The organism is Brevibacillus sp. FIR094, from assembly GCF_050477165.1.
Classification (GTDB): Bacteria; Bacillota; Bacilli; order Brevibacillales; family Brevibacillaceae; genus Brevibacillus.
On sequence record NZ_JBEAES010000054.1, the window covers coordinates 1 to 22,373 of the forward strand.

Below are 22,373 nucleotides of genomic sequence, written 5' to 3' on the forward strand. Positions count from 1 at the left end.
AATTCACTGTATCTTGCCAGACGATCTTTCCGTTCTCATCCTTGATCATTCGTTTAGTAACGATACCTGTTTCAGAGGCAGGCAGCCGAATCAAGAAAGTAACTTTGTTACTACCCTGCCTTGTTTTTATGAGTTCCGCTGGGATAAGTGCCCCGTTTAGCTCCATCTCAGCGCTGAAAAAAATCGATTCGAGACTGTTCGTTTGTCTTGTCAGCGCGTGTTCGGTTAACATAGGTCGTTTTCACCCCCAGCAAAAAAAGACCCACAAATAAGTGGATCACTGTAGTATGCTTTCATTTCGTAAGAAACATGATCAATGGTACCGAGAGCAACTTTTAATCCAAAATCATGCGTCTGATGACTCGGTTCAGCATTTGTTAGGATCTCATCAAGTTTCTGTAATTTAACGTCAGACACATCCTGAATTTCTACTCGATAACAAAATGGGCGTATATGCTTAATAACCTTGGCTGGATAACCAAAGTCTTGTGCAAAAACAATGACTTTACTTGGTGTGAGTACACCCTTCGCTCGTCTCTTATTCAACAAGCGGATTTGGCGATCACGTATTGTATCACTTTGTTTTGGAACCTCGTTGTAAATCTTTTCCCAGCGTTCAATAAGCAGTTCTGTTGTATCCAGCGCCATTTCTCGCTTCATTTGCTCATGCCATGCCAACAAATCATTTAGTTGACGTTCGTATGCCTTCAGCTCGCCGCGGGATACCGGGTCATTCTCGCTGTATAGTCCGGTGTTCGCTAATTGGTTCCTTAGATCAAACAAGAGTCACCACTCCCGGCAGTGGCATCTGAGTATTAGTCAAAACAATTGGGGCGGCAGGTTCATACACCTCAGCAAACGGCGCACCAGCGTTTATGAGCGCCGCAGAGATTCTGGACGGATGAACGGTGCCTCCTCCACCAACAGACGCTAAATAAGCCTTATACGCTTTCTCAGCATGTACTTGAGTAAGTGTAGGTGCTTTAACTCGGATTGGGATGACAATTCCTTCAGGAGCGATCACTCGAAGATCGATGTTGATTGGCTCTCTTGTTGGATCAGTGAGATAAGTATGAACCTCATCAAGTTTCGCCTGACTCGGTATGCCATCGCCCGATGTGACCAGAAGGTCGGTTGTACCTTCACCGCGTGCATTCTTAATCGCTGTTGCTGAGGTAATGCCTGCAATTTTCTTGGCTTCAGCCTCTAACCACGCTGGCGATCCATGCCAATCCTCTTGTTCTGTAGCTTCAAAATACCGTTCTCGGATGCTTTCGTCATCCTCATCATCTGATCCATCTGCCGTGGCATCCAGATTCGTTACATAATTGATACCTGCAGGTGGTTGGGCATAAAATCCGATGATTTCCCCAGCAAGGATATTGCCGTTTTTTCCAGCAACAACAGCCTGATAGGGTACAATTGCAGCCGGTGAATTCGGAGCCAATACCGCATCTTCTGTAGACTCAAATACCACTCCGTCATGGGTGATTACCTTTGCGCTCTTCGCTGGAATCCTGACCTCAACATCTGTCCTTGTAAGGTTTGGATCTCGCCGGAATTCAAGTTGCAAACCTTTTGCGTGAGTGGCCAGTTTCTCTGTGATTCCTTCTTCTTTAACCAATGCCCGCAAGTATTGACCAGTTGCTGTATCAGGCAGGTATTGATTGACCCCCACAGCTCCACTGACATAGGCTGCGTACAATTGACCAGCTACGGCAGATGCTCGAATGTGTGCGTCACTACCTGGCAAGATATCCAGTTCAGCAGCCTCTGTCTTCCATTCTGCTAGTATTTCAGACAAGATCAGATCGAGTGATTTTATAGGGACGCCATTTAGGTCCTCGTCAAATTCAATTCCGTTACGTTCCAACGTCCCCCACCTCCAAATCTAGTATTTCGCCATTCGGCAATTCCACTGATACAACAAGACGATATTTTCCGCTCTCTGTCTCATTCAAGATTACTTCTGCTACTCGTAAAATCTGTCCCATCTCCACTTCTGGGCGTAGGGCTTCATCAACGAATTCTTGTGCTCGAGTTTCTCTCTCAGAAGGCTTCTGCCGATTCAGGGTATAAAGGCGGCTACCGACCTCTTCATAACCCGGGATTGAAGTTGCACCGCGCCGCAAGACCAATCTGTTCATCAAACGCTGACGAAGCTTTTCCTTCTCTGTCCGCCACTTCTTCAGGTTCCCTTTGTCGTCCAGTTTATAGCCTGATGGGTAGTTAATAACGGGGTCCATCTATGCTCCCCCTGTCTGTGTATGAGTGATGGTTTCAGCTTCTACCGACCACTTTTTCGTTTTAATCTTGACCCCAGTACTATCAGAGGTCATTTCCGTGATCACCTGCTTGCTTGAATCGGGTTCATCGAGGTTAATAGTCATCCATTTAACCGTTCCGTCCGCCTTAAAATGCAGGTACTGGACATATCCTTCACGCAGCAAGGCACCGGATGCAAAGAGAACTAAGTCACCAGGACCGTATCCAGGGAGGTTTTTCGCTTTCTGGGCAATCATCTTGATGGCTTCTTGTTCTTCCGGCCAGTCAACCATGAGCCCAGCCTTTGCACCTTCTTCCGTCTGCAAGAACTCTACTTTTGCACCGATCGGCGGTACAGCATAGATGCCAGGAGGCAGCATCTGCAAAGCACCCACAGGAGCCCCTATCCCATCAGTTGATATGACCGGCCCCTGTGCGGTGATTTCTAGTCGATCAACTACTCCAATTTCTGTTGGCCACTCAGAATGAATGGCTTGATACCCTTTACTGTTCATCCAAGTGCCTCCTCAATAGGTCTGCATGTGACCGTTGTCGTTTCTCCATTACTAACTGAGCATGCATACCTGACTGACGTAATCACCCATTTCAATTTGTAACCGCGCGGCCCCCAGCGTTTAATGATTGTTGCCCATCTGCCAGGACGAATGACACGCGTCCCTCTGATCGTCAGTTCAATTTCATTGCTGCCTATTTTGTTTCGCGCCATGCGTTCCTTTGCCGTTTTCTTGGTATCTTCACGAGTCTTGTTACCGCTCACTACCATCCGGCGTTTGAATGTTGCTGGGAGTGTCTCGTCTATGACTTTCTCCACAGGCTTACCTTTTCCAGTTCCATACGCCCATACTTCACGCTTGCGACTCGAGCCCGCTTTACGTCGCTGAATGTTCTTGTAGGCAATCTCTTTGTCGTCCTGTGGATTATCCGCGAAGACATACGCCACATCTGTAGCAGGTTCAAACTTGCCCAGATAGGCTTTCCCATCAATCCTGTACAAACGCAGGTCGTTTTCCAACGCGTGTTCTTCAATCGTGTCCCAGCCATTTTGACCAATCCGAATCTGTTTGCTATCTATCTTGATAGATGGCCCTTTGTAAACCAGAGGAATATCAAACTCGCCAAGGATACCAGTAGCTAAATCCTTCAGGGTGATTGTCTTGTGAGTAATTGGCATCGCGTCGTTTTCTAGGACGAAGACACCACTGTCCCGGCCATCTATTCGTATCAAACTACCTTGTGAAGGGGCGAAGCTCTCAGTAAGGTCATCAATGTATCCCGAGAGGATGTTCTCCCGGTCGCCACCAGCCACCCATTCTGCGAATAACGAAACCTTGTCTCCAAAGTTGAACAGGTCTGTGTATGTTCCCTCGGCGTTTGCAATATCTATCACAAATCGATCAGCTGCACGCGAGATATCAATTGTGATGTCCCACTCCTTGACGCGGTTGACTTCCCACTTGTGTTTGTCTCGTGTCTCAAGGAGTGCCCGGAGAACCTTTTGCCATACCTCAGCCACGGATAGGCACTCCTTTCAGTTTCAATTTCAAGCCAGGTATAATGTCCGCTACAGTTACGTTGTTGTCAACCATGATTTGTTTGTACTTGAGAGCATCACCGTAATGCTTCTTGGCAATGTCCCAGAGAGTGTCTCCTTTACGAACCACATAAACGATGTCTTTTGTCGTTACTCCACTTGCAGCGCTCGAAGTGGAAGAAATCCCACTTGTAGGTAAGGCGCTAAACCACTGACCATTCTCTGCCCCTTTGCTCTTTTGAGGCTGATAGTGCTCCAAAAAAGTAAAAGAGTACGGTAGGTCACCCACCGTACCCTCTTCTCTGTTACCTGTTAGGTCAACGATTCGAAATTGACGCCCTTCTACCGCTGCCCCCAGCTCACTACCGTATACTTTCCCGATCGCCCCGGTTTCATGAAGCATCCATAGGTTGTTGATTAAAATAGTAGGGCTTGGGGAGACAACGGAAGGCTGTTGCAAGAATATCCCGCTTACATCTACCCTTACTGATTTCCGCCCCATGTCTTCAGTCTCAGCGCCCTGCCTGTGTGGATATTCATGTTCAACTATTAGCTTCGTGCTTGAGAATTTGATCTGCTGCGGATTGTACGGCCACTTCATCGTTCCCCGGTTTGATTCAAAACTTAGGGGCATGGATACACCACCTTTCAAAAAGAAAAACACACCCTGGATGAGTGTGTTTTGATAAAGCAAACTTAGATACTTTTGGCTTCGCCGTTGTTAACGCCGTCTGCAGTTTGTGATTGGTATCTTTTGTCTTTCATCCTATACACTATCAACCCAAGGTAAACGATAGAGGCTGCTGCCCAGATATAGTAACTCCATCGGCTATTTCGTACCACCCATTACCAGAAGCCTTCCAGATCAAGAAGTACTCCAAGAAGATAAGAACAAAAATGTGCTTTATTGATTCCCATACCGGACTTTTAACTTTTCCTTTGAAAAAGAATATCCCGCAAACAAAAAGAAGTGCCTCTGCGATAAATAACAATACGATCCCCCCTTCAGTACAATATCCCACTATTTTCCAACAACTTCAATTATCAGTTGAACGCTATTCCAATTGCCTCATTTTAACGGTCTGCATTGGTGTTAACGTGCGATCATTGTAAGTACGATTTGCGAAATCAGAGACATTCTCCATTTGAACTTGGACAGATCGATTGTCTTCTACAGTTACACGTAAGTTATTATTGGAATGTACCTCAATTGGTTTCTCTTGAAGTTTGTTCAAATGATTGACTAAGGTAGGAATCAGTGAGGTTGCTTCCGATGAAGGAGAGGCAGGACGTGTCATTTCCTCAATCATCTGCTTCTTGTAACTACTCTTTAGGAATGGATCGTTTTCAATTTCTCGTAAGTATTGGCTGCGATCTCGTTGCTCTTGTTCCCGAGAGTTATCCGCCGCTCTCTTAGAATCCGTGATTCTTCTGTACCGCTTTTCTACTTCAACACTACTTGAATCACCGCTATTCAGTGAATAATATTCATTCAAACGTTTCTGGAGGAGTGTATCAATGTTACTTTCATCATATCCTGTTATTAAGAATTTGGAATCCATGGCTGCGTTCGATTTTGCTTCTGAAAGCAATTGATCCGAAAAACCCTGTAGAACGGAGGCATATTTCGTCTCTTTTTTGCTCATCAGGAAATCTATAATTCCTCGTTTTTCTTTACTGTATACTGGCGAGACCATACCTTCAGGCGTAGAAGCTGGTTGTAACTTGTTTTGGGCATTTTCAAGCAGCCATCTATCAACTCCTGTGGGACTGTACTCTTTATAAAAATTTTTTACCTGATTTTCGTTGTAGTAATCTCCGTACATGTCTATGCCCTTATACCAGCTAAATCCTATTGCTGCTGGCACTCCCCCTGCTCTAACACCAACAGGAAGTTTATTTGTCAATGCTCCAGCTGGGTTCCCAGCCAAATTATTTATCATCGAACCCCAGCCATAGTATTCAAGAACCTCTTGCATTCCTTCAGGTATCCCGTCTGTTAATCCGAGGGCACTTAAAGCCAAAAGTGAAGTCCCTGTCCAGCCAGCGATTTTCCCACCACGAGTATTCCACTTACCTGGTGCCTTCTTATTAGACTCTTTTTCTGATACAGTCTCTTTTTCGCTCTTATCTGGCTCGTTGTTTTTCCCGTCTTTGCTACTTGATGTCGGCACTGGAACGGGTCCACCGCCGTCTTTTGAACCGTCTGTTCCATTTACTTTTCCGCCGTAGACATTAACAACATTAGCCCGAATTGTCCGGTCATCATCTCCAACAACAGTTCCACCATTGCTTCCTCCACTTCCTCGGAGCTTTTCCCCGACCTTCTGACCTGCATCCCATACTTTCTTCCCGTTCTCAGCAATAGTTACACCTTTATCTAGTAGCGCAATTGCCCCCAAGAATATCGCTGCGTTCTTTGCTGCGTTTGCCAATCCTTGAAGTTCTCCGGGTAAGTTTTCGATCTTCAAATCAGTTGCATCAATCGCTAGTGCTATTGCTTTGGTCGCCCCCACCACATCACCATTCAACAAGTCAATAATCGCTTTCCCAGTTCCTTCGGCTAAAGGGGTAAGGGCAACGCCGATCTGGAACCCATTTGATGCTAAATCCATGAGTTGTTCATAAATGTCACCAATTTCTGGATTCAACTCTGATCGTAGTCTTTCAGCAGATTTTTCAATCCCCTTCTCAATCTCTTCAAAGCTAAACATTCCCGTCGTGGCTAGTTCGGTCAGTTGATTAGCAACAGATTCGACCATTGGCTCCAAGGATAGACCTATCTTTCCTTGAACAGCATCCACCGCTTTTCCAAGTGCCACGATGTCACCCTTGGCGGTGTTCGCTTTATCATCGGCGTACCGTTTCGTTAATCCAGAACTGTCTTGAATGCCTGCTATTGCTTCTTTGAAATCACGGACACCTTCAGGAGTAAGCAAAACAGTGGCACCAAACGCCTCTTTTCCAAGCAACATCTCGCCCACTTCTTGCCGCTGATCAGGTGAGAGTTGAGCCATATAGTTGCTGGCAATGTCCAGTTTGCGAAGGACCTTTTCGTTACCCTTTTGATCGGCTGAAATATTCTTGTCGGCCTCTACGGCAGCATTTACTGAATTCAGGTCTTTCAGCATTGAAATGGCTGTGTTTCTCACTTTGTCAGACGATGCTTTGTCTAATTCCGCGTCAGTCATTTCAAATTTGCTGCTCTCCAAGAAAAGTGTCCTCAAGGTGGTACCGGCCATTGTCCCATCGATACTGTATTTTGACAGAATTACGTTCATCGCTTGCTGAATGGCGTTGTCCACGTTTCCTAATGCGCCGGATGTGGTCGCGTCTGTATACTGATCAGAAAATAGAACATCCCGAGCATCCAGCGAGGACATATCGACTGCTTTTGTGAACTGATCCGCGACTCTTTGGAAATTCTCCGGTGTGTATTCAAGTTGCTTGGATTCCAATTTGTTGGATAGGTACTTTGCCGCCTCGTTGGACGTAATCGCGCCTTTACCGTCCTTGTGGGCTTGAGCAAACTCGTTGACGATAGGGATTACATCAGCAAGTGCTTCAACTGGAATGCCGTTCTTCAATAACTCCCTCGACATTTGAGCCACATCAACTTTATTCGGCTCGCGATCTTGCCTGAGGCCTTCTGCAATGATGGTTTGTCGGACTTTCGTGTATGCCTCATTGTACGCCTTTTCGTCGAATTGGCCGTTCTTCGTAAAGCTCGATTTCATCACGGAACCGACTTGTGCGATTTCATAGTCTTCGTTCACATGCTTGTATGCGGATTGAGTCGCAAAGCCAGTAACCGCTAAGCCACCGACATAGGCGCCCCGTCTTACTTGGTCACCTACAAAAGATTGAAAGCCTGCTGTTCCCTGGTTAATCGAATCGAACATGCTTCGCATCTCTCGCGTGACTTCTGCAACACGTTGTTTTAACAGATTCACACGATTCGCCGCTTGGTCAGCAGCTCTTCCACCTTCTCGAAAGCCGCGTTCCATCTGACGACCAGCTGCTCGAGCATTGTTATCCGTCTCTCGCAACTCTTCGTTCGCTCGTTTCAATCCGCCGAGGTTCTGTCCGATAGTCTTAAGCTGAACACTTACTGTTTGAACACCATTACCGGCCCTTCGCGCGGAGTCTTCCATTTGGTCCATGGACGAATCGACTTCTCGCCCAGTCCTGCGACTTTGACTTTGAATATTTTGCATTTCATCTATGATTCTCTTAAACAACTGACTGACATTGTCATCGCCTGAGATAATAAACTCAACATCAGCTTTCTTCCCCGCCTGTGTCATCCTCTTCCTCCTCTCCCGCCACTTCTGCCTCTGCTTCAATCCGCACGCGTTCCTCTTCTTGCTTTCGGATCTCCGCTTCTCTCATGCGCCTGGTCTGATCGATGATAATTGTCAGCTTTTCTTCACGTTCTGGATCGTTGAAATTATTGACCTTCTTGCCGCAGGCTGGGCAATCATGAGGCTTGCTCGTACCGAGTGCGCGGTCAACACGGCATGGATCACACATGTGACGCGCTTCTTTGTTCTGTTCCGCTGATCGCATCACGTACAACCAAAGCAACTGGGGATCGGTGAGAGTACCTGATCCATTCAGCGGACGAAAATCCCCGATTTCTTTACACGTCCGGTATATCAGATACTCTCCAGGGACTTTCCCTCGGTCACCCCGTCAATCAATGCCTTTAAGTCTTCATCTGAAATGACATCCAATGTTTTGTAATGCAAGAGAAGCCCTTTGTATGAAGCAAGCAGACTGCCAACCTCTTCATGGGTGAATCGGTCCCTGAACTCTGATCCGTTGTTAAAAAGACGCTTGCCATCCGCCGTTTTCAAAGAAATGGCCAACTTCTCCGTTTCCAAGATGAACGTATACATATGAGATGGGATGTCAGGATTGTTCTGTAAAAACGATTGAGTATTGATTGTGGCTTCCAACTCTTCAGCGCTCGTCAAAACGCGCAATACAAAGACCGGGGCATTCCCTTCCCCGGTCTTGAAGCGCATCTCGGGAGGCTGACCGAGCCGCAGGATTTTCAATTCCTGGGTCACGTTCATTCCTATCCCTACCTTCCAAGTGCATTTCTTGCTTTATCGAATGAAATCGGCTTGCCTTTAAAGAAATCCTGCCTTTTTGTTGCAGTCAATGAAATGCTCTCATTTTGACTTTCCAGGTTACCTGTCTCACGGTAGTTGTTAAACATCAAGCCAGTAAAGACTGTTTTCCACTCGCCAATATATCGCGTGATTTCTGTACCTGGTTCCCTAAGTAGTATATAAAGTGGCATTGTATCATCTGTGTATTCCATAGCAATAGCAGATTCAATGGAGATAGAGTGTGTCCGGGAACCATCTGTTTGCCCGACAGCTTCCTTGTTGCCGTACTCATGAACAAGTCGAACACTACTATTTTCCTCGATACTATGGCTTTGAACCGAATAGATTTTGTTGCCCTCTTTTTCTACATAGACACCTTTATTGGCACCCGCTGCGTATTGTCTTGCAGTCATGATTCAATTCACCTACCTTTTTACACGTTTTGGGCTGTGACTTCACCAGTAACACCGATTTCTAACTCTTTCAGGCCGGGAATCACATTGAAGTGGTATTTGATAAGGCCCTTGCCTCGGATCGTCGTGTCTGGTTCTGCAATGATGCGATCGGGATCAGGGGCGTAAATCTTCTCTTGTTCTGCCATGTCTGCAAGGACAGAGTAGACCGAATCTTTGATGTCTGGAAGTCGGGAAATCTTTGTCCGGTTATGCTTGTTGTAGATCGTACGCTCTACATTTGTAATGACTTCATCAACTGTGCAAACCACTTCGGGGTCTTTCAATCCTGCTTCATTGTCTGGCGCGTTAACATAGCTTGTTGTACCTTGGAAAATTTCGATTTGTGTACCGCTCTGAATGAAGGACATCACGCCAGCTTCAGTCTGGGTACGTAGTGTATCGATATGCTTCACCGTCTTTAACGCATATCCGTTGATCCGAATTCCTCCAAATGGCATGGACAAATCATTTTCATTTGAGATGGCCGCAACAGCCGCAGCTGCTGTTTCAAACGGGGCAACTACATTTCCAGCAAAGTCAGAAAAGGCATCATCAAAAATCCAGTTGCGATAATGAGATGCTTTCGAAACAAGCGTTGCTGTACCACCGACAGATACCACTGCACGAATAGCATTGGTATCGCACCAAGCCAGAAACTCTTTCACTTCAGCAATCGTTGCATCTGATGTGTCATCTATCACAAAGAAGTACACCCCAGGCGCTTCAGCACCTTTCATTAAAGCGTTTTTGTAAGCACCTGAAACAACCGGATCATTTGTACCCACACCGACGTAGTACAAAACTCTTGGACGTTGTTTCATAGCACCATTCAACATCTTTGCGAGGTTTGTAGCTTCCCCTACTGCTGCGACAGCATCACTCAGTACACTGGCACGCGCGAGCTCCACAGCTGCGCTTGATTTACCAATTAGTACAACTCCTCTACCCGTTCCAAATGACAGCTGCGAGCTTGTCATCTTGAAATTGCTTCTTAGCAAGAGCAATGATCTTCCCTCCTTGTTTACTCAAAAGTTGGGGAAAGGCTGATGTCAGTGAACCCTGCCTCTCGCCGCTCTTTCGTCATAATCCCTGTGTATGTCAACTCAAAGATTGCCTGTGTCGCTCCCTCATCCGGGGGCAGCTCATGGTTCTGAGCAAGCTTCAAAGTAAAACCATCTTCAAACGCAAAAGCAGACTGCAATGCCTCAAAGATTCGGATGCGTGTCATTTCACCGCCATATTTCCCTACAACAGGTATCCAGCAGTATAACGAATATCCTTTTACCAACTCGGCGCTCTTTTCAAAAACAAACTGAGAATTGATCAAGTCGACATCCTTCAGTCGTTCGTTATGACCATAGCCTTTAGGGTTATCAAACCCTGTATCGAGCACAAAAAAGACGACGGGCTTCTCAAGAGGAATCTTGATCTTCTCGTCGTCTATGTGAATGTGATCATCTTTAATGGACGGACGTCCAGCAGCACACCGGCAGTAACTGGGTAGAGCCTTCTTGATCATCTCCAAAATTGTGAGTTCAATCATGCTCTATGTCACCCCTTGCAGCCGTTTTCTTATCATGGTCCGTGCAATCTCTTGGATACGTCCAGACTGGTTAAATTCCTGAACAGCCTTACCGATTGTTGGACGAGGCTTCATACGTATGGTACCGTTGTGAACCCATGCAAAATACTTGGCGACCTTGCTATCACCATATACCTTCCAGACACCCTTACTAACCCGCTCTCGCTTGTGGGCCCTACGGAATGTACCCGTATTGACCGAGACGGGCCAAGGGGCATTACCTCGACCTTCTTGCATGACTTCCCGGTACCACATGTATTCAGCATTGTCCTTAAAGACCTTGGTGACGCGCTTGCCGCCATTTTTCACGTTAGCCCGCTTTGCTGTCCTGGCTTGCTGCGCCTTCCAATCCGGGTTCATCGGGCCAGACGCGTACTCAATCGCTTTCTCATGAATCTCTTCTGCTGCTTTAGCTGCTGTGTCTTCTACAGCCTGCTGGACTGCATGGTTGACTTGTTGCATCTTTGCAAGCAGACGGCTGAAATCTACATCAAAACCCATGCTTACTCCCTCCTGACCAAAGCCAACCATACACCAGTTGAATCACCAACAGGAACGGCGATGGGATTATGAACGTGCCAGGTATGCCCTGACCATTCAAGCCGTACAGTATTGGCTGGAAGATCGGCGGTAATAAGCAAATGGTCATCTTGCTTTACCGGCCCCAACTTATCGATGTAGTGGCTGTAAATAGGCAGTTCAGCCCTTGATGTGGCTGCGTAAGGAAGGATAAACACGTTAGCATCTACCGACGTTGGAGGCGCGATCAGAAAGCCCTCGTCGTTACATATTGGGGCATCAGTATGTTGCTCATGCCATGTAACATCCGGCTGCTGAAACTCCGAAGACCAACATGGGCAGCGAACCGTACGCGCCTCGGAGATGAGTTTTACGAACTGACCGCGTTTGCGCGCCTGTTTCATGATATTACGAGCAACCTTGTTCATCCATCCACCCCGCTAAAATGACCGAGGAAAACAGGCGCGTCAGGCATAATCCATGTTGATAGCTTCGACCATCCGCTTTGCACAAGCGATTTGCCTAACTTGGATATCTTGTCAGGGTCTGGCCCGAGTTTAAGAATGCTAATATCCAGGGGACCGTCAATGGCATTTTCACCAGCTACAGCTAATAAGTATTCACCAGCACAAATATCCTCAGTAGCAATCGGTAACACAATAGCTAGAGCAGGCTCAACATCTGGTGTGGTGATTAGTTTCTGATCGATCAATGTGCTCTGTTGAGTAATGATTGTCATAATCCGTTTATCATCCGTACCGCTAACGAGCGCGAACCTAGATTCTATCGCGTCAACAGTGGTGTACATTAGGCACCAGCGCCGTTCAGATATCCTTCATACACTGCCAAGCGCTTTTCTTTATTGGAAATGGAATCGTCCTTTTCATCAACTGCAAGATTCAGCCGAACCAATTCCTTTGCTTGATCTACCGCATTTAGCTTCTCGAAGTCTTCAAGCAAAAGTGGAAGTCCCACATCCTGAGTACCTTCTACAGGGTCTTCTACAATTTTGAGATGACCCATGCCTATCTTGGCGTTAATAAACCAATCTTTCTCTGTTTCAACGACTTTCCCTGAAGGAAACTCCTGACTGGATTCAGGATGAATATACAGTCGTCTATCTTCAGTTGGCGTGACCTTAACCTTACTCATTCAGCTCTCCCCCTTTAGAAAAAAATAGACGCGTAACCGTTATGGTTTACGCGCCAGTATTCAACACCTTCCGTGATTCCTTGTTCAAAATTTCAAAGCCGCCCTCGTAAGAGATAGCAGACAGCATAATTTGCGTATCGATCAGCTTATCATGTTCCATCATCAATGGGGCAGCGACAATCCGGTTCAATGCATACCGCGTATCAATACCAATCAGCAGTTTATCCGGTACATCGTCGCAACGCTCCGGCATCCCGCCAATGACTTGTTCCACTTGTCCCGTTTTTGCATATAGGAAGCCAGCAATCGGATTGCTGAATTCTGGCAACGTAATGATATCCGTGTACAAGTCTTCTTTTGCTAAGAAAATGTTTGGTTTATAAGCTTGCTTAAACTTATTTTTGAATCTAACGAATCGCTTATAGTCGATGATGTCAACCGTTCCGCCAAAATCACCCGCCAGTTTATATGTTTCAGCCCCTGATACTCCTCCATCGCCATTGATCAAAATCTCGATGGCTGCCAAAACCTCATCCAAAGCCAGTTGAGCTCCGAATTGTTGCAGTTGGAGAGAATACACATTTAGCTTTTGATTGCGGATAGCCTGATAAGTGGCATCTAGAACACGCCCATAACGGAATACTGTAATCTCCTTATCGCCAAGACGGATCTTGGTCCTTGGCATTGGCGCACCCTGAGCGACGCGTTGCAAGCGTGCGCCTTCTTCATCATGTTCCCATACAGCAGTCTTGTAGGTATCAGAACCAGCAATGTTGGTAGTAGTGGCAACTAGTTTATTGATGATGCTATTTTCTTCAATTCCTTTTCGGATAGCTGTTTCGATAAACGCTGGGAAAAGGATCGAGTGTTCTGTTGTTTCAAAGAACTTGCTCACAGGGTCTGCTCGGTGACCAAATGTTTTGATCTCACGCGCTGCTAACTGGCGCTGTAAAGCTGTCGTTCCGTCCAAATCGGTATCTTTATACTCAACACTGGGATCAAGGTCCTCCAGTACCTCAGTTATAAGGATGCTTTTCGCAGTAGCCTCTTGAAAAATTCCTTTTTCCAAATTCACTTTCTTGATGGATTTCTTTGTTATGGCCATTCTTTATTCTCCTACCTTTCCGAATTACAATTCAATTTGTACTTTCCCCGCGTCCACCACAGAGACAAAGCCACGACCATTTATCGCCGTTCCTGCGGTTTTTACCTTGCCCAAACCATCTACAACAACAGGTACGCCTACATTTATCGTTCCGTTGGCTACCGCAGTCACATTACCAAAGCATTCAACGCGGGCTGTACCGTCTTTTTCTACTCTTCCTAGGACTCCAATAAACGTATCCCCATCCGTGCCAAGGCCAACCTCGTTATTTCCTACCATTGCGACTGCCTTGCCCACATCTGTTGTAGTCAGCTTCGTCTTGAACGAGCGTGATCTATCAAAGACTCCTTGATTTCCAACTGCTCCTAACATCTGTGCTCCTCCTTGTTCCGTTTATTAAACGGTAAATTGTTTCATATCAATATCTGTTTCGGTGTCGGTTACGATCGTTGGATCAGCATTTTTCGATTGCGGAGTTACAGGGAACCGTTTATCCACTTTTTCTTGATACGCATCCTTGATTTCAAGTAAACCCGTGATGTCTGAAACATTTTTCAGTACCACCTCAAGCGTTTTCACGTTTTCATCCAACATGCCTGCCATCTTAATAATAGAGTTACGAGTTTCATCGAAGAATTTTTGACCAGCAGCCACCATAGAAGAGTCTGGCTTTTCCTTCTGTGCTGCATCGAGTTGAGATTTCGTAGCAGAGTGTTTTTCTTGTTCGGATTTCAATTCTTCTTCTAAACCCTTTAGTTTTTCAGCATCGGCCATCCAGCCTTTCACAATAGAAAGAGCGTGGTTGTCATCTTTGACTTCCACGCCCATCGATTTAAACAGTTCGATCAGATTCACGTCTGATTCCCCTCCCTTAAGTTTTGATTCTTTTTCATCATCCATTTGTTGACGAAAACTCTTTTCTACGCCTGCACCTTGTTGAGCCGGGACCGCAACGAAACTGATTTCATACCATTCAGATATACCGTTAATCCATGTAAAGCAAATATCCCCTTCATACTCACGGCCTCGAAGGTGTGGGCAATTCCCACCATAATAGCTTTGTTTGCAGACTGAACACTGCAACTCCTTGTATCCAAATCCAACACTGACCTCTTTCAGAATACCAGCGTCAATTGCATCAATAATCGGTTGTGTTGTCTCGTTCTTCGGCATGTACGCCCAACCGATCAGCTCATGCTCGCCGTCTTCAGCTTGTCTTACCTCAGCCTTGTAAACTCGTGCGGTTTGACCTTGAGCGCTCCATCTGTGGTCAAAAATGAATGTAACTCCCTTAGCCAAACCTACCATGTCATCTAAAGATTGCTTCGTAAAGCGATCACCTTCTCGATCAATTCGAGTATGACAGCAAAGCACAGGGAATACGTACAATTCTTCTGCTGAGAAATCACGACGAGTCAAACCATTGATAATACTTAGGTCGTTCGAGGAAACACTTTTCGTCTCAACTGCAAGACGAGCAGCAATGCTCTTCCTTAATTGTTTTTGATTCACTCTTGTTCACCTCCCTTCTCACATTCTTTCTACAGCTCCCCTATCAAAATAGATCAGGGTGCCGGTTCCTTGCGCTTCCACAGCGGTAGTTTCAGTTACAGCCATCTTTCTACATCGGCAGTGAGGATGCGTGTCCTTTACTGTCCGGGGAGAATCTTGCAACGGAAAAATCTTATTTGCAAATCGACGACAAACTCGGCAGGCATCCGGGGAAACGATCCACTTAACATATTCAATTTCCTGTACAAGGTATTCTTCCTCCGCAGCTCGGTCAAACATCATGGCAGCTTCCGAACGTGCTAATCTTCGCCAATACCATCGTGGTTCGTCTAATTGTTCTCCCAGTTCACTTTGTAATGATGTTGCCCATGTCTCCTGGTTATCGCCAATTGCCGCATGCCGTTCCATTACATCTATGCAAGCTTCTTTTATTTCCTGAGCTTTCGTAACGACACGAGCCATCCCTTCAGAGCGTAGTACACGGACATGTGTTGATCCAGGATCGTAATTGCTGATAATGGTAGCCTCTGGATTGATCTCTCTCCTGATATCCTCCACGGCTGCGCGAAAACCTGAAATTGATGCTTCATGTAGCAGTGTGTCATAAACTGCTAATTGATCACCTCGGCCCAAAATCAGATCTGCAAGGAAATTGTTTAGTTCTTCTTCTACCTTGGCCTGAATCTCGTCTGGATTGATTGTTTTCAGGCTTTTCCCTGCTAAAGCGTGTTCTTCCATAAACGAAAAAAGACGTTCCCGCATCAATCGGAGTTTCCGAATAGTTGATGTCTCAAACGTCCCAGCAATCCGAGCTATTCTTTTGCTATCCCGTTCTTTCTGCGGCAGCCGCTCGGGATCAAGGTCGCTATCACCATCCTTCGTCATTCGTTTAATCGCCTTACCCCCTGGTTTCTTTTTTCTTGCCTCGATCATTTCCTCCACGATCTCGGGCTCAATGTATCCTTGCTCTTCCATGTCCCGTGCTACCATAATGTTTTGCAGTCGTTGTCCTTCCGCTCTAGCATTAATCAGTTCAGCATTTGCCAAGCCCTCTATATCTGCCAGTGTTACCTCGTCCCAGTGAACTTCGTAGTCAAGTGGATAACCATGAAACTTCAACCACCATTCGGCTACTTGCGCAACGCTCGGATTAACCATTTCTCGCCAATCATCAATGAGTGACGTGAGAAAGTCTGCCTGCGTTTTGGTCATCGTTTCGCGTGCTGCCCAAGAGAAGCCAAATATAAATGGTGGCAGGCCTGTCTTCGCCACGATTTGCTCCATAAGAGTTCGGGCAGGGACTTCCATTTCTAACTGCTTCGCATCAGCACCTATGACCGATACCTTTACAAATGAGCCAAAGAAGTCCTGGACCTTTCCCTCACGAGTCTTTTTCATAGCCTCGGACCATGATTTCTGAGCTTCCTCAATGAACTTTTTAGCATCTTCTGCTCTCGTTCCCTGTGGAAACTCAAATCCTAGACTATATTTCAAATCCCCGAATCGTTCCCAGTTCCGTCCCGTTGCATAGAAGATTGTAAGCAAAATATCAGCGATGAAGGGTAATCCAGTAAGTAATCCTTTACCGTACGGATTCTCAGGCTCCGGTTCGTAAGCTGTGTACACAATCCAATCCTGAACGGGATATACAACTGGTTCTGGTTCCATTGGCTGCCGTTCAGCGAGGACCAATACGGTTGGGTCCTCTGTATTTTTAACCACCACATTTTCAGCGACGATCGGTAGCAACGCATAAATATCGGTCCTCGAACGATTCGGAACAATCTCAGCAGCACTGAAGCCATTTTGAATCAGCGCATCCACGAATGAAGAGATAAACGTCCCAAAACCTTTACCTACCTTCCCAACTTTCACTGTCTTGACCCAGTTGTCCCATTCCTTTTGTCTACGTGAATTTGGGGCACCTACTACAATTTTAGGAGTTCCAATAAGACGCCTGAGATTTTGGATTCCGACCCCGATAATAGGAACTCCATCCCTCATCTGCTTGTACACTTTCACTTGTACTTTGTTAGGGGCGTATCCTCTGAGTGCGTCAAAGGGATGTGCTCCCCCACTGCGACTCTGTGTACCCGAGTGCCGCCGTCCTCCAGCACTTTTATTACTTCTCCAAGGTATCCAGTCAAACCATCCCACTAATTACACCTCCTTTCTATGTAAGCAATTTGAAGCAATCGTGAGAAAACGAGAGACTGTATTTTCCCACTCATTCAACCCGTTTCCCACATATTACCCTCGAGAAGCCGTCCCCACAAAGAACAGTGGGTCAGGTTTCTTGATCTCTGCAAATGCCAGTACAACTGCATCAGCTCTGTCCGGCGAAGGCAGCCCCCTCTTCTTCATATCCTCTTTTCTCTCCAGTACCAAGCGCCCTCGACTGGTCATCTTATATTTTCGAGTGGTTAACTGACTGACTAGCTTCTCATCGTCTGGAAGCTCAACCTTGGATCCTTGGCCCTGGATATGCTCTGAAAAGTTTTCCTCGAGCGTATCCCTGAGAGCTGCCCACAACTCTGTTCCCCAATTCTCATAATGCTCACTATCAACTGCTTTGCTACCGTTCCTAACCGGAACTATTTCAAACGGCAATCCCTCCTCCTTCACAATCTCGTTTAGACGATCAGTCACCCCACCACCTACGCCATCATCGTCTATTTTCACTATGACCTTAGTTACCTGCTGTCTTTCACTCATCATCGTTTTACCGATGTTTAAGACCCAACCTGCAGTAACCATCGTGTCCTGTTTGGTGTAAGTGTGGAGTGGAAATCCTTTGTTACCAATACGGGGGGCTATCACAGTTTCATCATCACCAAAACGTGCTACGTCTACGCCTAGGTGTAATACTTCCCCAGTTGATTCAATCCTCGTCTCCTTCGCCAACTCCACAACCTCAAGGGCAATAAAAGTATCTGCCTCTTTCTTAGGAAACTCACCTTCTACACGAACACGCCAAACGTCTGAATCACGCCTATATTTTCTTTCAAGCATTGCGATGTTCTCTTTGCTCGTCCGCTTACTGTCCAAGCTTGATACTTTGTGAGTACTGTAATCCACTCGATCTTTATTGTGACTATCATAAAAAACGCCGCTAGTACGTGTGGGGTTCCCACACATTAGCAGCTTGTTTTCTGGTCCAGAAAGGGTACCGAGGATTGCTTCCATGATGTTATCAGCAATACCTGATGCTTCATCTGCTATGAACAGCATGTAGTCCTCATGGAAGCCTTGCATATTCTCTGGACGTGTAGCAGTCTTTGCAGTAGCGAACCAGCGGCCGCTATAGCCCTTCATATACACTTTGGTTTTCGTCCATTCCAGCAATCTACTTACCTTTGACGACGTTAACCACTTATCAACCTCAGCCCAGAGAACATCGTATAGCTGTTGACGAGTGGGCGCTGTACAAATGACCTTTGGGAAAGGCCGGCAGCACAAAAACCATATTATCGTCCATGACTCTAAGGCTGTCTTTCCAACCCCTTGCCCAGATCGAACTGATACAAGGCGATTTTTCGCTAGAGCATGCAGTACTTCTCGTTGCCATACGTCTGGTTCAACACCCAACATATCCTCGACGAAGGCAACTGGATCATCCCAGTACAATTCTAGCAAGTCTAGTACTACATTATATGGCTTGCTACTCATTTGCAGTTACCTTCTCTCGACGCCGAGCTGCAATCTCTTGAATACCATTAACCCAGTCTTTCACTGAATCTCGCTCATCATCTTCATTCGTAGATTGAAGCTTTCCTACTTCCAGCCTTAACTTCTCAACCTTCAGACGCTGCTCTTCAGTCATAAGCCCTATGTACTTCTCCAGCTTCTCCAGCGCCTTCATCTTGTCATGAAGTTTTATTGATACGCCATCTTTACCTTGTTTGACTTCACTTATGACAGTACCGTCTATGATTTCGCTTTCCTTGAAATCAACGTAGTTCACCATCTTTGTTAGCGTATTACCAGCTTCATCCTTCATGGGTCCAAACATGGTCATCAAAGGGACTTCTTTTTGTCCAAATTCTAGCAAGTCTGTGATATCGGTAAATGCAATCTTCATGTATTCCGCTATTACCCGCTGCACACTCATTCCCAACTCGTCTGTCATTGCTTCTTTCTGACGCTTGATCTCAGACTGAATCTGAGGTTTCCTCAAGTTCTCCCATCCGATGGCATAGGCTGTTTTCTTGCTATAACCGACAGCCAATGCAGCACGAGTAGCGTTGAAGTCTCGAAGGTATTCCAAAACAAAAAGCCTCTGCTTTTCAGTCAGAGACCCGTCTTCGTTATCTTCTTCTGATGGAAGATTGATACGTTCTATTTCCGCTTTGGAGCGTTCCGTAACTTTTGGAACGGTTACAGCGTTCCGTTCCGATTGATTGGAACGTTCCGTTGGCATCAGAACAGCATTTGTTTTCGTTGGCTGTGGTATTTGCTTCTCCTTTAGGAACACCTTTCGCGGTTCGCTGCCCCCATATGGACCAACGACTCCCTTTTGCTCCATCAGATCAATAAGCCTCGCTGCGCGGGTGTATCCTATTCTCAAACGCCGCTGCAGGAGACTCGCAGAAGCTGTTTGTACTTCTACTACAATATTGACAGCCTGACCATACAGTTCATCGTTTTCCCCTGTTACTTCAAGTTCCAGAGTCTCCTCTTCTGTGTTACTAGCTGCCTCCCATTTATCCTTGTTCTTCCAACCTCGTACTGTGCCCTCTGATAAACCTAGTTGCTCAGCAATGTACTTCAGTTTCATTTCTCCGTTTGATTGCTTCCACATCTCCAACGCCTTACGACGGTTTGGATCTCTTGCTCTTGCCATTACATATTCACCACCGCCATCTTTTGTTCAAAATAAAAAGCGCCACAAGGGCGCTCCTTAATATTGTTTCCGTTTTCCATAACGTTTGATCAACCATTTAAGATCCGTCTGAGACAAATCTCCTACTTCATATGGATCGTAATCGTGATAACCATCTTCTATTGCAAGAGGAAGATACTTGAGTGCCTCTTCAAACAAATCAACGTGTAGCCTACGGATAATGATATTGAATTTCACAGTATCCAATTTGTATCTTCTCTGAATTTCCAACAACTCATTAAGACCATCCGGACCAAGGTACCAATCTAAATGCCCATCAGCTAAATTATCGTCTGGGCGTCTAGTTTTGCATGTTTTAATACTCATATGATGAACTATCCTGAAATTATCTGCAGAGAGTCCATTCTCATCATCCAAAATGCTATCCCATTCTAACATTCCATCCGCTGGTTTCTCGATGACCTCGCCACAATAATCACAGTACCACTGATTTTTAATCTGTAGTTTCAATTCCAATTCTTCACGTTCTTCAAGTACAGACATCACAATCCCTCCTAATTCTATCAACTTTCGACAATAGGAAGGGATTCCCTTTTTGAAATCTCCAATATTTTTATTGGTTTGCTATTGCTTACAAAATAAAAACACCCAGTTAGGTTCGATCATTTCAGCCAATCTCTTATCTCTTTTATCCCTTTATACAATTTACCCCATGTACTGTTTTCTTCAAGATGTGCTTCACCTTTATCCGTCAATACAGGTCCTATAGCGTATAAATGCGGTCTATCGTCACTAGGCTGTACTCCTTTTAAATAACCTTCTCTTGTGAGATAGTTAACCGAGTCATCGAATTGTTCTGCCGTCACTTCAAAATCAGATTCTGTCAGTGCCGAATTACCATTAGATACCTCTTTAAGAATTGCATACCTAAGCTTCTCTTTGTTCATTACCATCCCTCCTTCAATCACATTTCGACATTAGGAAGGTTTTTCCTGTTACTTTGTGGCTAATCACCCCACTTACTTCGGCGTGAGGCTGCCGCCACGAGCCAATCCTTATACCTGCTGCGGTCACAGGCTTTCGGAGGCGGTGCAGAACAATCAGTTGTTCCGTAAAAATAAAGTTATAGACTGTAAAATAAAGTATTAGACCGAAAAATAAAGTACTAGACTGAGAAATAAAGTGTTAGACTGGCAGCCAGTTATTCCATAACGTGCAGGATATAAAAAAACCCTCAATAGTAGAGGGATACAGCTACCTAGCTTTGGAAAAGTGAACCCAATCTCTCCCTTGGAGAGCACTCATTTTTTTAAAGAAACTTTGAGCCCGTGTATTATCAGTAGACGTTATCCAAGTCATGTTAGCATATCCATGTTCTTGTGAGTATTTTTGACATTCTAAAAAAAGTTTTGATTCCACTTCTGTATCTCTAAATTGCTCAATTACAAAAAGATCGTTCATAACGGTGATTTTATCCGCTTTCATAGTGCTATAAGTAAAGAATAATGTAGCAAAACCGACCAATTTTCCATTTTGTTCTGCTACAAACTGTATGCCATTCTGCTGCTCAAAAAGGGTTTGAATCAAATTATGAATTTTTTCGATTGGTGGTCGAGGATTTTGATAAAAACCAACTATGTAGTCATACATTAAATCCGTCAAACTATTTACATCATCAGGTTCAGCATTTCTTATGACAAGTGACATTATTAATCCTCCCATTTTTTAATAGTACGTAATTATTATTATATTCAATATATTAGTATACAATCCTTCTAAGGTTCAACTAACGGATAACGATAGTTCAATGAGGTAGTCTATAACTTTATTATTCAGTTTAGATCCATGAATTGCTTCATTCTGACATTGAGTCTAAAACTAATTTTCAAATATCTAGTGATTTAGAAGACCGGGACTCCTTGTACCATAAGGGGTTCCGGTCTAATACTTTATTTTCACTGAACATCAGTAAGCATTTGCCCCTGCTTACCGGAAAAAAGCCTCTACACTCTTAGGGCAGGATCGGCGTAACAATAATGAGAGATACAGGACAAGGGGCGAGAGGCCGGAGCCGTATGCCTCGCATAATCCCCTGTCCGGTAAATCCCAGCAGAGTAATTCGCGATTTCCTAAAGCTCCGAGAGGGGTTCCCAAAACTTGAAAACCGCTGTAATGCATACAATGAAAAATAATTGCATGGTTCCCTGCTACGCTCGTCGCAACTGGTGCGTTCAGGCTCAGAATGTCCCCCTCTCGTAAGGTCACATT

General features: G+C 45.4%; 26 protein-coding genes. All 26 read right to left on the reverse strand.

Annotated elements, in window-relative coordinates; genetic code table 11:
* Positions 1-232, reverse strand: a 232-nt coding sequence (locus ACQ5DJ_RS28140; protein WP_429845327.1) for a hypothetical protein, incomplete at its 3' end; no start/stop codon positions are given.
* On the reverse strand, positions 226-783 hold the full coding sequence (locus ACQ5DJ_RS28145; RefSeq protein ID WP_429845328.1) for a putative phage tail protein: 558 nt from the start codon (positions 781-783) through the stop codon (positions 226-228). The genes ACQ5DJ_RS28145 and ACQ5DJ_RS28140, both read right to left, overlap by 7 nt.
* Entirely contained in the window at positions 776-1,873 is a 1,098-nt protein-coding gene (locus tag ACQ5DJ_RS28150) for a baseplate J/gp47 family protein (RefSeq protein ID WP_429845329.1), read from the reverse strand. Before ACQ5DJ_RS28150 ends, ACQ5DJ_RS28145 begins: the two co-directional genes overlap by 8 nt.
* Complete coding sequence (locus ACQ5DJ_RS28155) at positions 1,863-2,246, reverse strand: hypothetical protein (protein ID WP_429845330.1); 384 nt, start codon at positions 2,244-2,246, stop codon at positions 1,863-1,865. The genes ACQ5DJ_RS28150 and ACQ5DJ_RS28155 overlap by 11 nt, the downstream gene beginning before the upstream one ends.
* Positions 2,247-2,780 carry a hypothetical protein gene (locus tag ACQ5DJ_RS28160; protein WP_429845331.1) on the reverse strand — a complete coding sequence of 178 codons (534 nt, stop codon included), beginning with the start codon at positions 2,778-2,780 and terminating at the stop codon, positions 2,247-2,249.
* Positions 2,777-3,799 carry a hypothetical protein gene (locus ACQ5DJ_RS28165; protein ID WP_429845332.1) on the reverse strand — a complete coding sequence of 341 codons (1,023 nt, stop codon included), beginning with the start codon at positions 3,797-3,799 and terminating at the stop codon, positions 2,777-2,779. The genes ACQ5DJ_RS28160 and ACQ5DJ_RS28165 overlap by 4 nt, the downstream gene beginning before the upstream one ends.
* The gene (locus ACQ5DJ_RS28170) at positions 3,792-4,451 is read right to left on the reverse strand and encodes a LysM peptidoglycan-binding domain-containing protein (RefSeq protein WP_429845333.1); all 660 of its coding nucleotides are present in this window, start codon (positions 4,449-4,451) and stop codon (positions 3,792-3,794) included. Before ACQ5DJ_RS28170 ends, ACQ5DJ_RS28165 begins: the two co-directional genes overlap by 8 nt.
* A gap of 421 nt (positions 4,452-4,872) precedes the next feature.
* Positions 4,873-8,124, reverse strand: a complete 3,252-nt coding sequence (locus ACQ5DJ_RS28175) for a hypothetical protein (protein ID WP_429845334.1) — start codon at positions 8,122-8,124, stop codon at positions 4,873-4,875.
* Positions 8,099-8,386, reverse strand: coding sequence for a hypothetical protein (locus tag ACQ5DJ_RS28180; protein WP_429845335.1), 288 nt, complete (start codon positions 8,384-8,386; stop codon positions 8,099-8,101). Before ACQ5DJ_RS28180 ends, ACQ5DJ_RS28175 begins: the two co-directional genes overlap by 26 nt.
* Positions 8,387-8,475: 89 nt before the next feature.
* Complete coding sequence (locus ACQ5DJ_RS28185) at positions 8,476-8,898, reverse strand: hypothetical protein (RefSeq protein WP_429845336.1); 423 nt, start codon at positions 8,896-8,898, stop codon at positions 8,476-8,478.
* Between the two features lie 8 nt (positions 8,899-8,906).
* A complete protein-coding gene (locus ACQ5DJ_RS28190) occupies positions 8,907-9,350 on the reverse strand; it encodes a hypothetical protein (protein WP_429845337.1) in 444 nt (147 codons plus the stop codon).
* A gap of 20 nt (positions 9,351-9,370) precedes the next feature.
* Positions 9,371-10,396: a hypothetical protein gene (locus tag ACQ5DJ_RS28195; RefSeq protein WP_429845338.1), complete on the reverse strand. Its 1,026-nt coding sequence runs from the start codon at positions 10,394-10,396 to the stop codon at positions 9,371-9,373.
* 17 nt (positions 10,397-10,413) lie between these two features.
* Positions 10,414-10,935, reverse strand: coding sequence for a hypothetical protein (locus tag ACQ5DJ_RS28200; RefSeq protein ID WP_429845339.1), 522 nt, complete (start codon positions 10,933-10,935; stop codon positions 10,414-10,416).
* Positions 10,936-10,938: 3 nt separating this feature from the next.
* Positions 10,939-11,475, reverse strand: a complete 537-nt coding sequence (locus ACQ5DJ_RS28205) for a hypothetical protein (protein WP_429845340.1) — start codon at positions 11,473-11,475, stop codon at positions 10,939-10,941.
* A gap of 2 nt (positions 11,476-11,477) precedes the next feature.
* On the reverse strand, positions 11,478-11,921 hold the full coding sequence (locus tag ACQ5DJ_RS28210; RefSeq protein ID WP_429845341.1) for a hypothetical protein: 444 nt from the start codon (positions 11,919-11,921) through the stop codon (positions 11,478-11,480).
* Positions 11,918-12,232, reverse strand: a complete 315-nt coding sequence (locus tag ACQ5DJ_RS28215; RefSeq protein WP_429845342.1) for a hypothetical protein — start codon at positions 12,230-12,232, stop codon at positions 11,918-11,920. Before ACQ5DJ_RS28215 ends, ACQ5DJ_RS28210 begins: the two co-directional genes overlap by 4 nt.
* Positions 12,233-12,300: 68 nt before the next feature.
* Complete coding sequence (locus ACQ5DJ_RS28220; RefSeq protein ID WP_429845343.1) at positions 12,301-12,645, reverse strand: hypothetical protein; 345 nt, start codon at positions 12,643-12,645, stop codon at positions 12,301-12,303.
* 46 nt (positions 12,646-12,691) lie between these two features.
* Positions 12,692-13,750 carry a phage major capsid protein gene (locus tag ACQ5DJ_RS28225; RefSeq protein ID WP_429845344.1) on the reverse strand — a complete coding sequence of 353 codons (1,059 nt, stop codon included), beginning with the start codon at positions 13,748-13,750 and terminating at the stop codon, positions 12,692-12,694.
* Positions 13,751-13,774: 24 nt separating this feature from the next.
* Positions 13,775-14,122 (reverse strand): hypothetical protein, encoded by a 348-nt coding sequence (locus ACQ5DJ_RS28230; RefSeq protein WP_429845345.1) that lies wholly within the window; start codon positions 14,120-14,122, stop codon positions 13,775-13,777.
* A gap of 24 nt (positions 14,123-14,146) precedes the next feature.
* Positions 14,147-15,262, reverse strand: coding sequence for a hypothetical protein (locus ACQ5DJ_RS28235; protein ID WP_429845346.1), 1,116 nt, complete (start codon positions 15,260-15,262; stop codon positions 14,147-14,149).
* Between the two features lie 18 nt (positions 15,263-15,280).
* Positions 15,281-17,419: a hypothetical protein gene (locus tag ACQ5DJ_RS28240; protein WP_429845347.1), complete on the reverse strand. Its 2,139-nt coding sequence runs from the start codon at positions 17,417-17,419 to the stop codon at positions 15,281-15,283.
* A 93-nt stretch (positions 17,420-17,512) separates the two neighbouring features.
* Positions 17,513-18,931 carry a phage terminase large subunit gene (locus ACQ5DJ_RS28245; protein ID WP_429845348.1) on the reverse strand — a complete coding sequence of 473 codons (1,419 nt, stop codon included), beginning with the start codon at positions 18,929-18,931 and terminating at the stop codon, positions 17,513-17,515.
* Positions 18,924-20,105 carry a terminase small subunit gene (locus tag ACQ5DJ_RS28250; protein ID WP_429845349.1) on the reverse strand — a complete coding sequence of 394 codons (1,182 nt, stop codon included), beginning with the start codon at positions 20,103-20,105 and terminating at the stop codon, positions 18,924-18,926. Before ACQ5DJ_RS28250 ends, ACQ5DJ_RS28245 begins: the two co-directional genes overlap by 8 nt.
* Positions 20,106-20,162: 57 nt before the next feature.
* On the reverse strand, positions 20,163-20,648 hold the full coding sequence (locus ACQ5DJ_RS28255) for a hypothetical protein (protein ID WP_429845350.1): 486 nt from the start codon (positions 20,646-20,648) through the stop codon (positions 20,163-20,165).
* Positions 20,649-20,767: 119 nt separating this feature from the next.
* Positions 20,768-21,052, reverse strand: coding sequence for a YjcQ family protein (locus ACQ5DJ_RS28260; protein ID WP_429845351.1), 285 nt, complete (start codon positions 21,050-21,052; stop codon positions 20,768-20,770).
* A gap of 307 nt (positions 21,053-21,359) precedes the next feature.
* The gene (locus ACQ5DJ_RS28265; protein WP_429845352.1) at positions 21,360-21,812 is read right to left on the reverse strand and encodes an N-acetyltransferase family protein; all 453 of its coding nucleotides are present in this window, start codon (positions 21,810-21,812) and stop codon (positions 21,360-21,362) included.
* Positions 21,813-22,373: the final 561 nt, after the last annotated feature.

Bases quoted from the DNA above. Each gene is read 5' to 3' on its own strand.
- ACQ5DJ_RS28155 (WP_429845330.1), bottom strand. From the start codon at position 2,246: ATGGACCCCGTTATTAACTACCCATCAGGCTATAAACTGGACGACAAA.
- ACQ5DJ_RS28160 (WP_429845331.1), bottom strand. From the start codon at position 2,780: ATGAACAGTAAAGGGTATCAAGCCATTCATTCTGAGTGGCCAACAGAA.
- ACQ5DJ_RS28170 (WP_429845333.1), bottom strand. From the start codon at position 4,451: ATGCCCCTAAGTTTTGAATCAAACCGGGGAACGATGAAGTGGCCGTAC.
- ACQ5DJ_RS28175 (WP_429845334.1), bottom strand. From the start codon at position 8,124: ATGACACAGGCGGGGAAGAAAGCTGATGTTGAGTTTATTATCTCAGGC.
- ACQ5DJ_RS28180 (WP_429845335.1), bottom strand. From the start codon at position 8,386: ATGCGATCAGCGGAACAGAACAAAGAAGCGCGTCACATGTGTGATCCA.
- ACQ5DJ_RS28185 (WP_429845336.1), bottom strand. From the start codon at position 8,898: ATGAACGTGACCCAGGAATTGAAAATCCTGCGGCTCGGTCAGCCTCCC.
- ACQ5DJ_RS28190 (WP_429845337.1), bottom strand. From the start codon at position 9,350: ATGACTGCAAGACAATACGCAGCGGGTGCCAATAAAGGTGTCTATGTA.
- ACQ5DJ_RS28200 (WP_429845339.1), bottom strand. From the start codon at position 10,935: ATGATTGAACTCACAATTTTGGAGATGATCAAGAAGGCTCTACCCAGT.
- ACQ5DJ_RS28205 (WP_429845340.1), bottom strand. From the start codon at position 11,475: ATGGGTTTTGATGTAGATTTCAGCCGTCTGCTTGCAAAGATGCAACAA.
- ACQ5DJ_RS28210 (WP_429845341.1), bottom strand. From the start codon at position 11,921: ATGAACAAGGTTGCTCGTAATATCATGAAACAGGCGCGCAAACGCGGT.
- ACQ5DJ_RS28215 (WP_429845342.1), bottom strand. From the start codon at position 12,232: ATGACAATCATTACTCAACAGAGCACATTGATCGATCAGAAACTAATC.
- ACQ5DJ_RS28220 (WP_429845343.1), bottom strand. From the start codon at position 12,645: ATGAGTAAGGTTAAGGTCACGCCAACTGAAGATAGACGACTGTATATT.
- ACQ5DJ_RS28225 (WP_429845344.1), bottom strand. From the start codon at position 13,750: ATGGCCATAACAAAGAAATCCATCAAGAAAGTGAATTTGGAAAAAGGA.
- ACQ5DJ_RS28230 (WP_429845345.1), bottom strand. From the start codon at position 14,122: ATGTTAGGAGCAGTTGGAAATCAAGGAGTCTTTGATAGATCACGCTCG.
- ACQ5DJ_RS28245 (WP_429845348.1), bottom strand. From the start codon at position 18,931: ATGAGTAGCAAGCCATATAATGTAGTACTAGACTTGCTAGAATTGTAC.
- ACQ5DJ_RS28250 (WP_429845349.1), bottom strand. From the start codon at position 20,105: ATGGCAAGAGCAAGAGATCCAAACCGTCGTAAGGCGTTGGAGATGTGG.
- ACQ5DJ_RS28255 (WP_429845350.1), bottom strand. From the start codon at position 20,648: ATGTCTGTACTTGAAGAACGTGAAGAATTGGAATTGAAACTACAGATT.
- ACQ5DJ_RS28260 (WP_429845351.1), bottom strand. From the start codon at position 21,052: ATGAACAAAGAGAAGCTTAGGTATGCAATTCTTAAAGAGGTATCTAAT.
- ACQ5DJ_RS28265 (WP_429845352.1), bottom strand. From the start codon at position 21,812: ATGTCACTTGTCATAAGAAATGCTGAACCTGATGATGTAAATAGTTTG.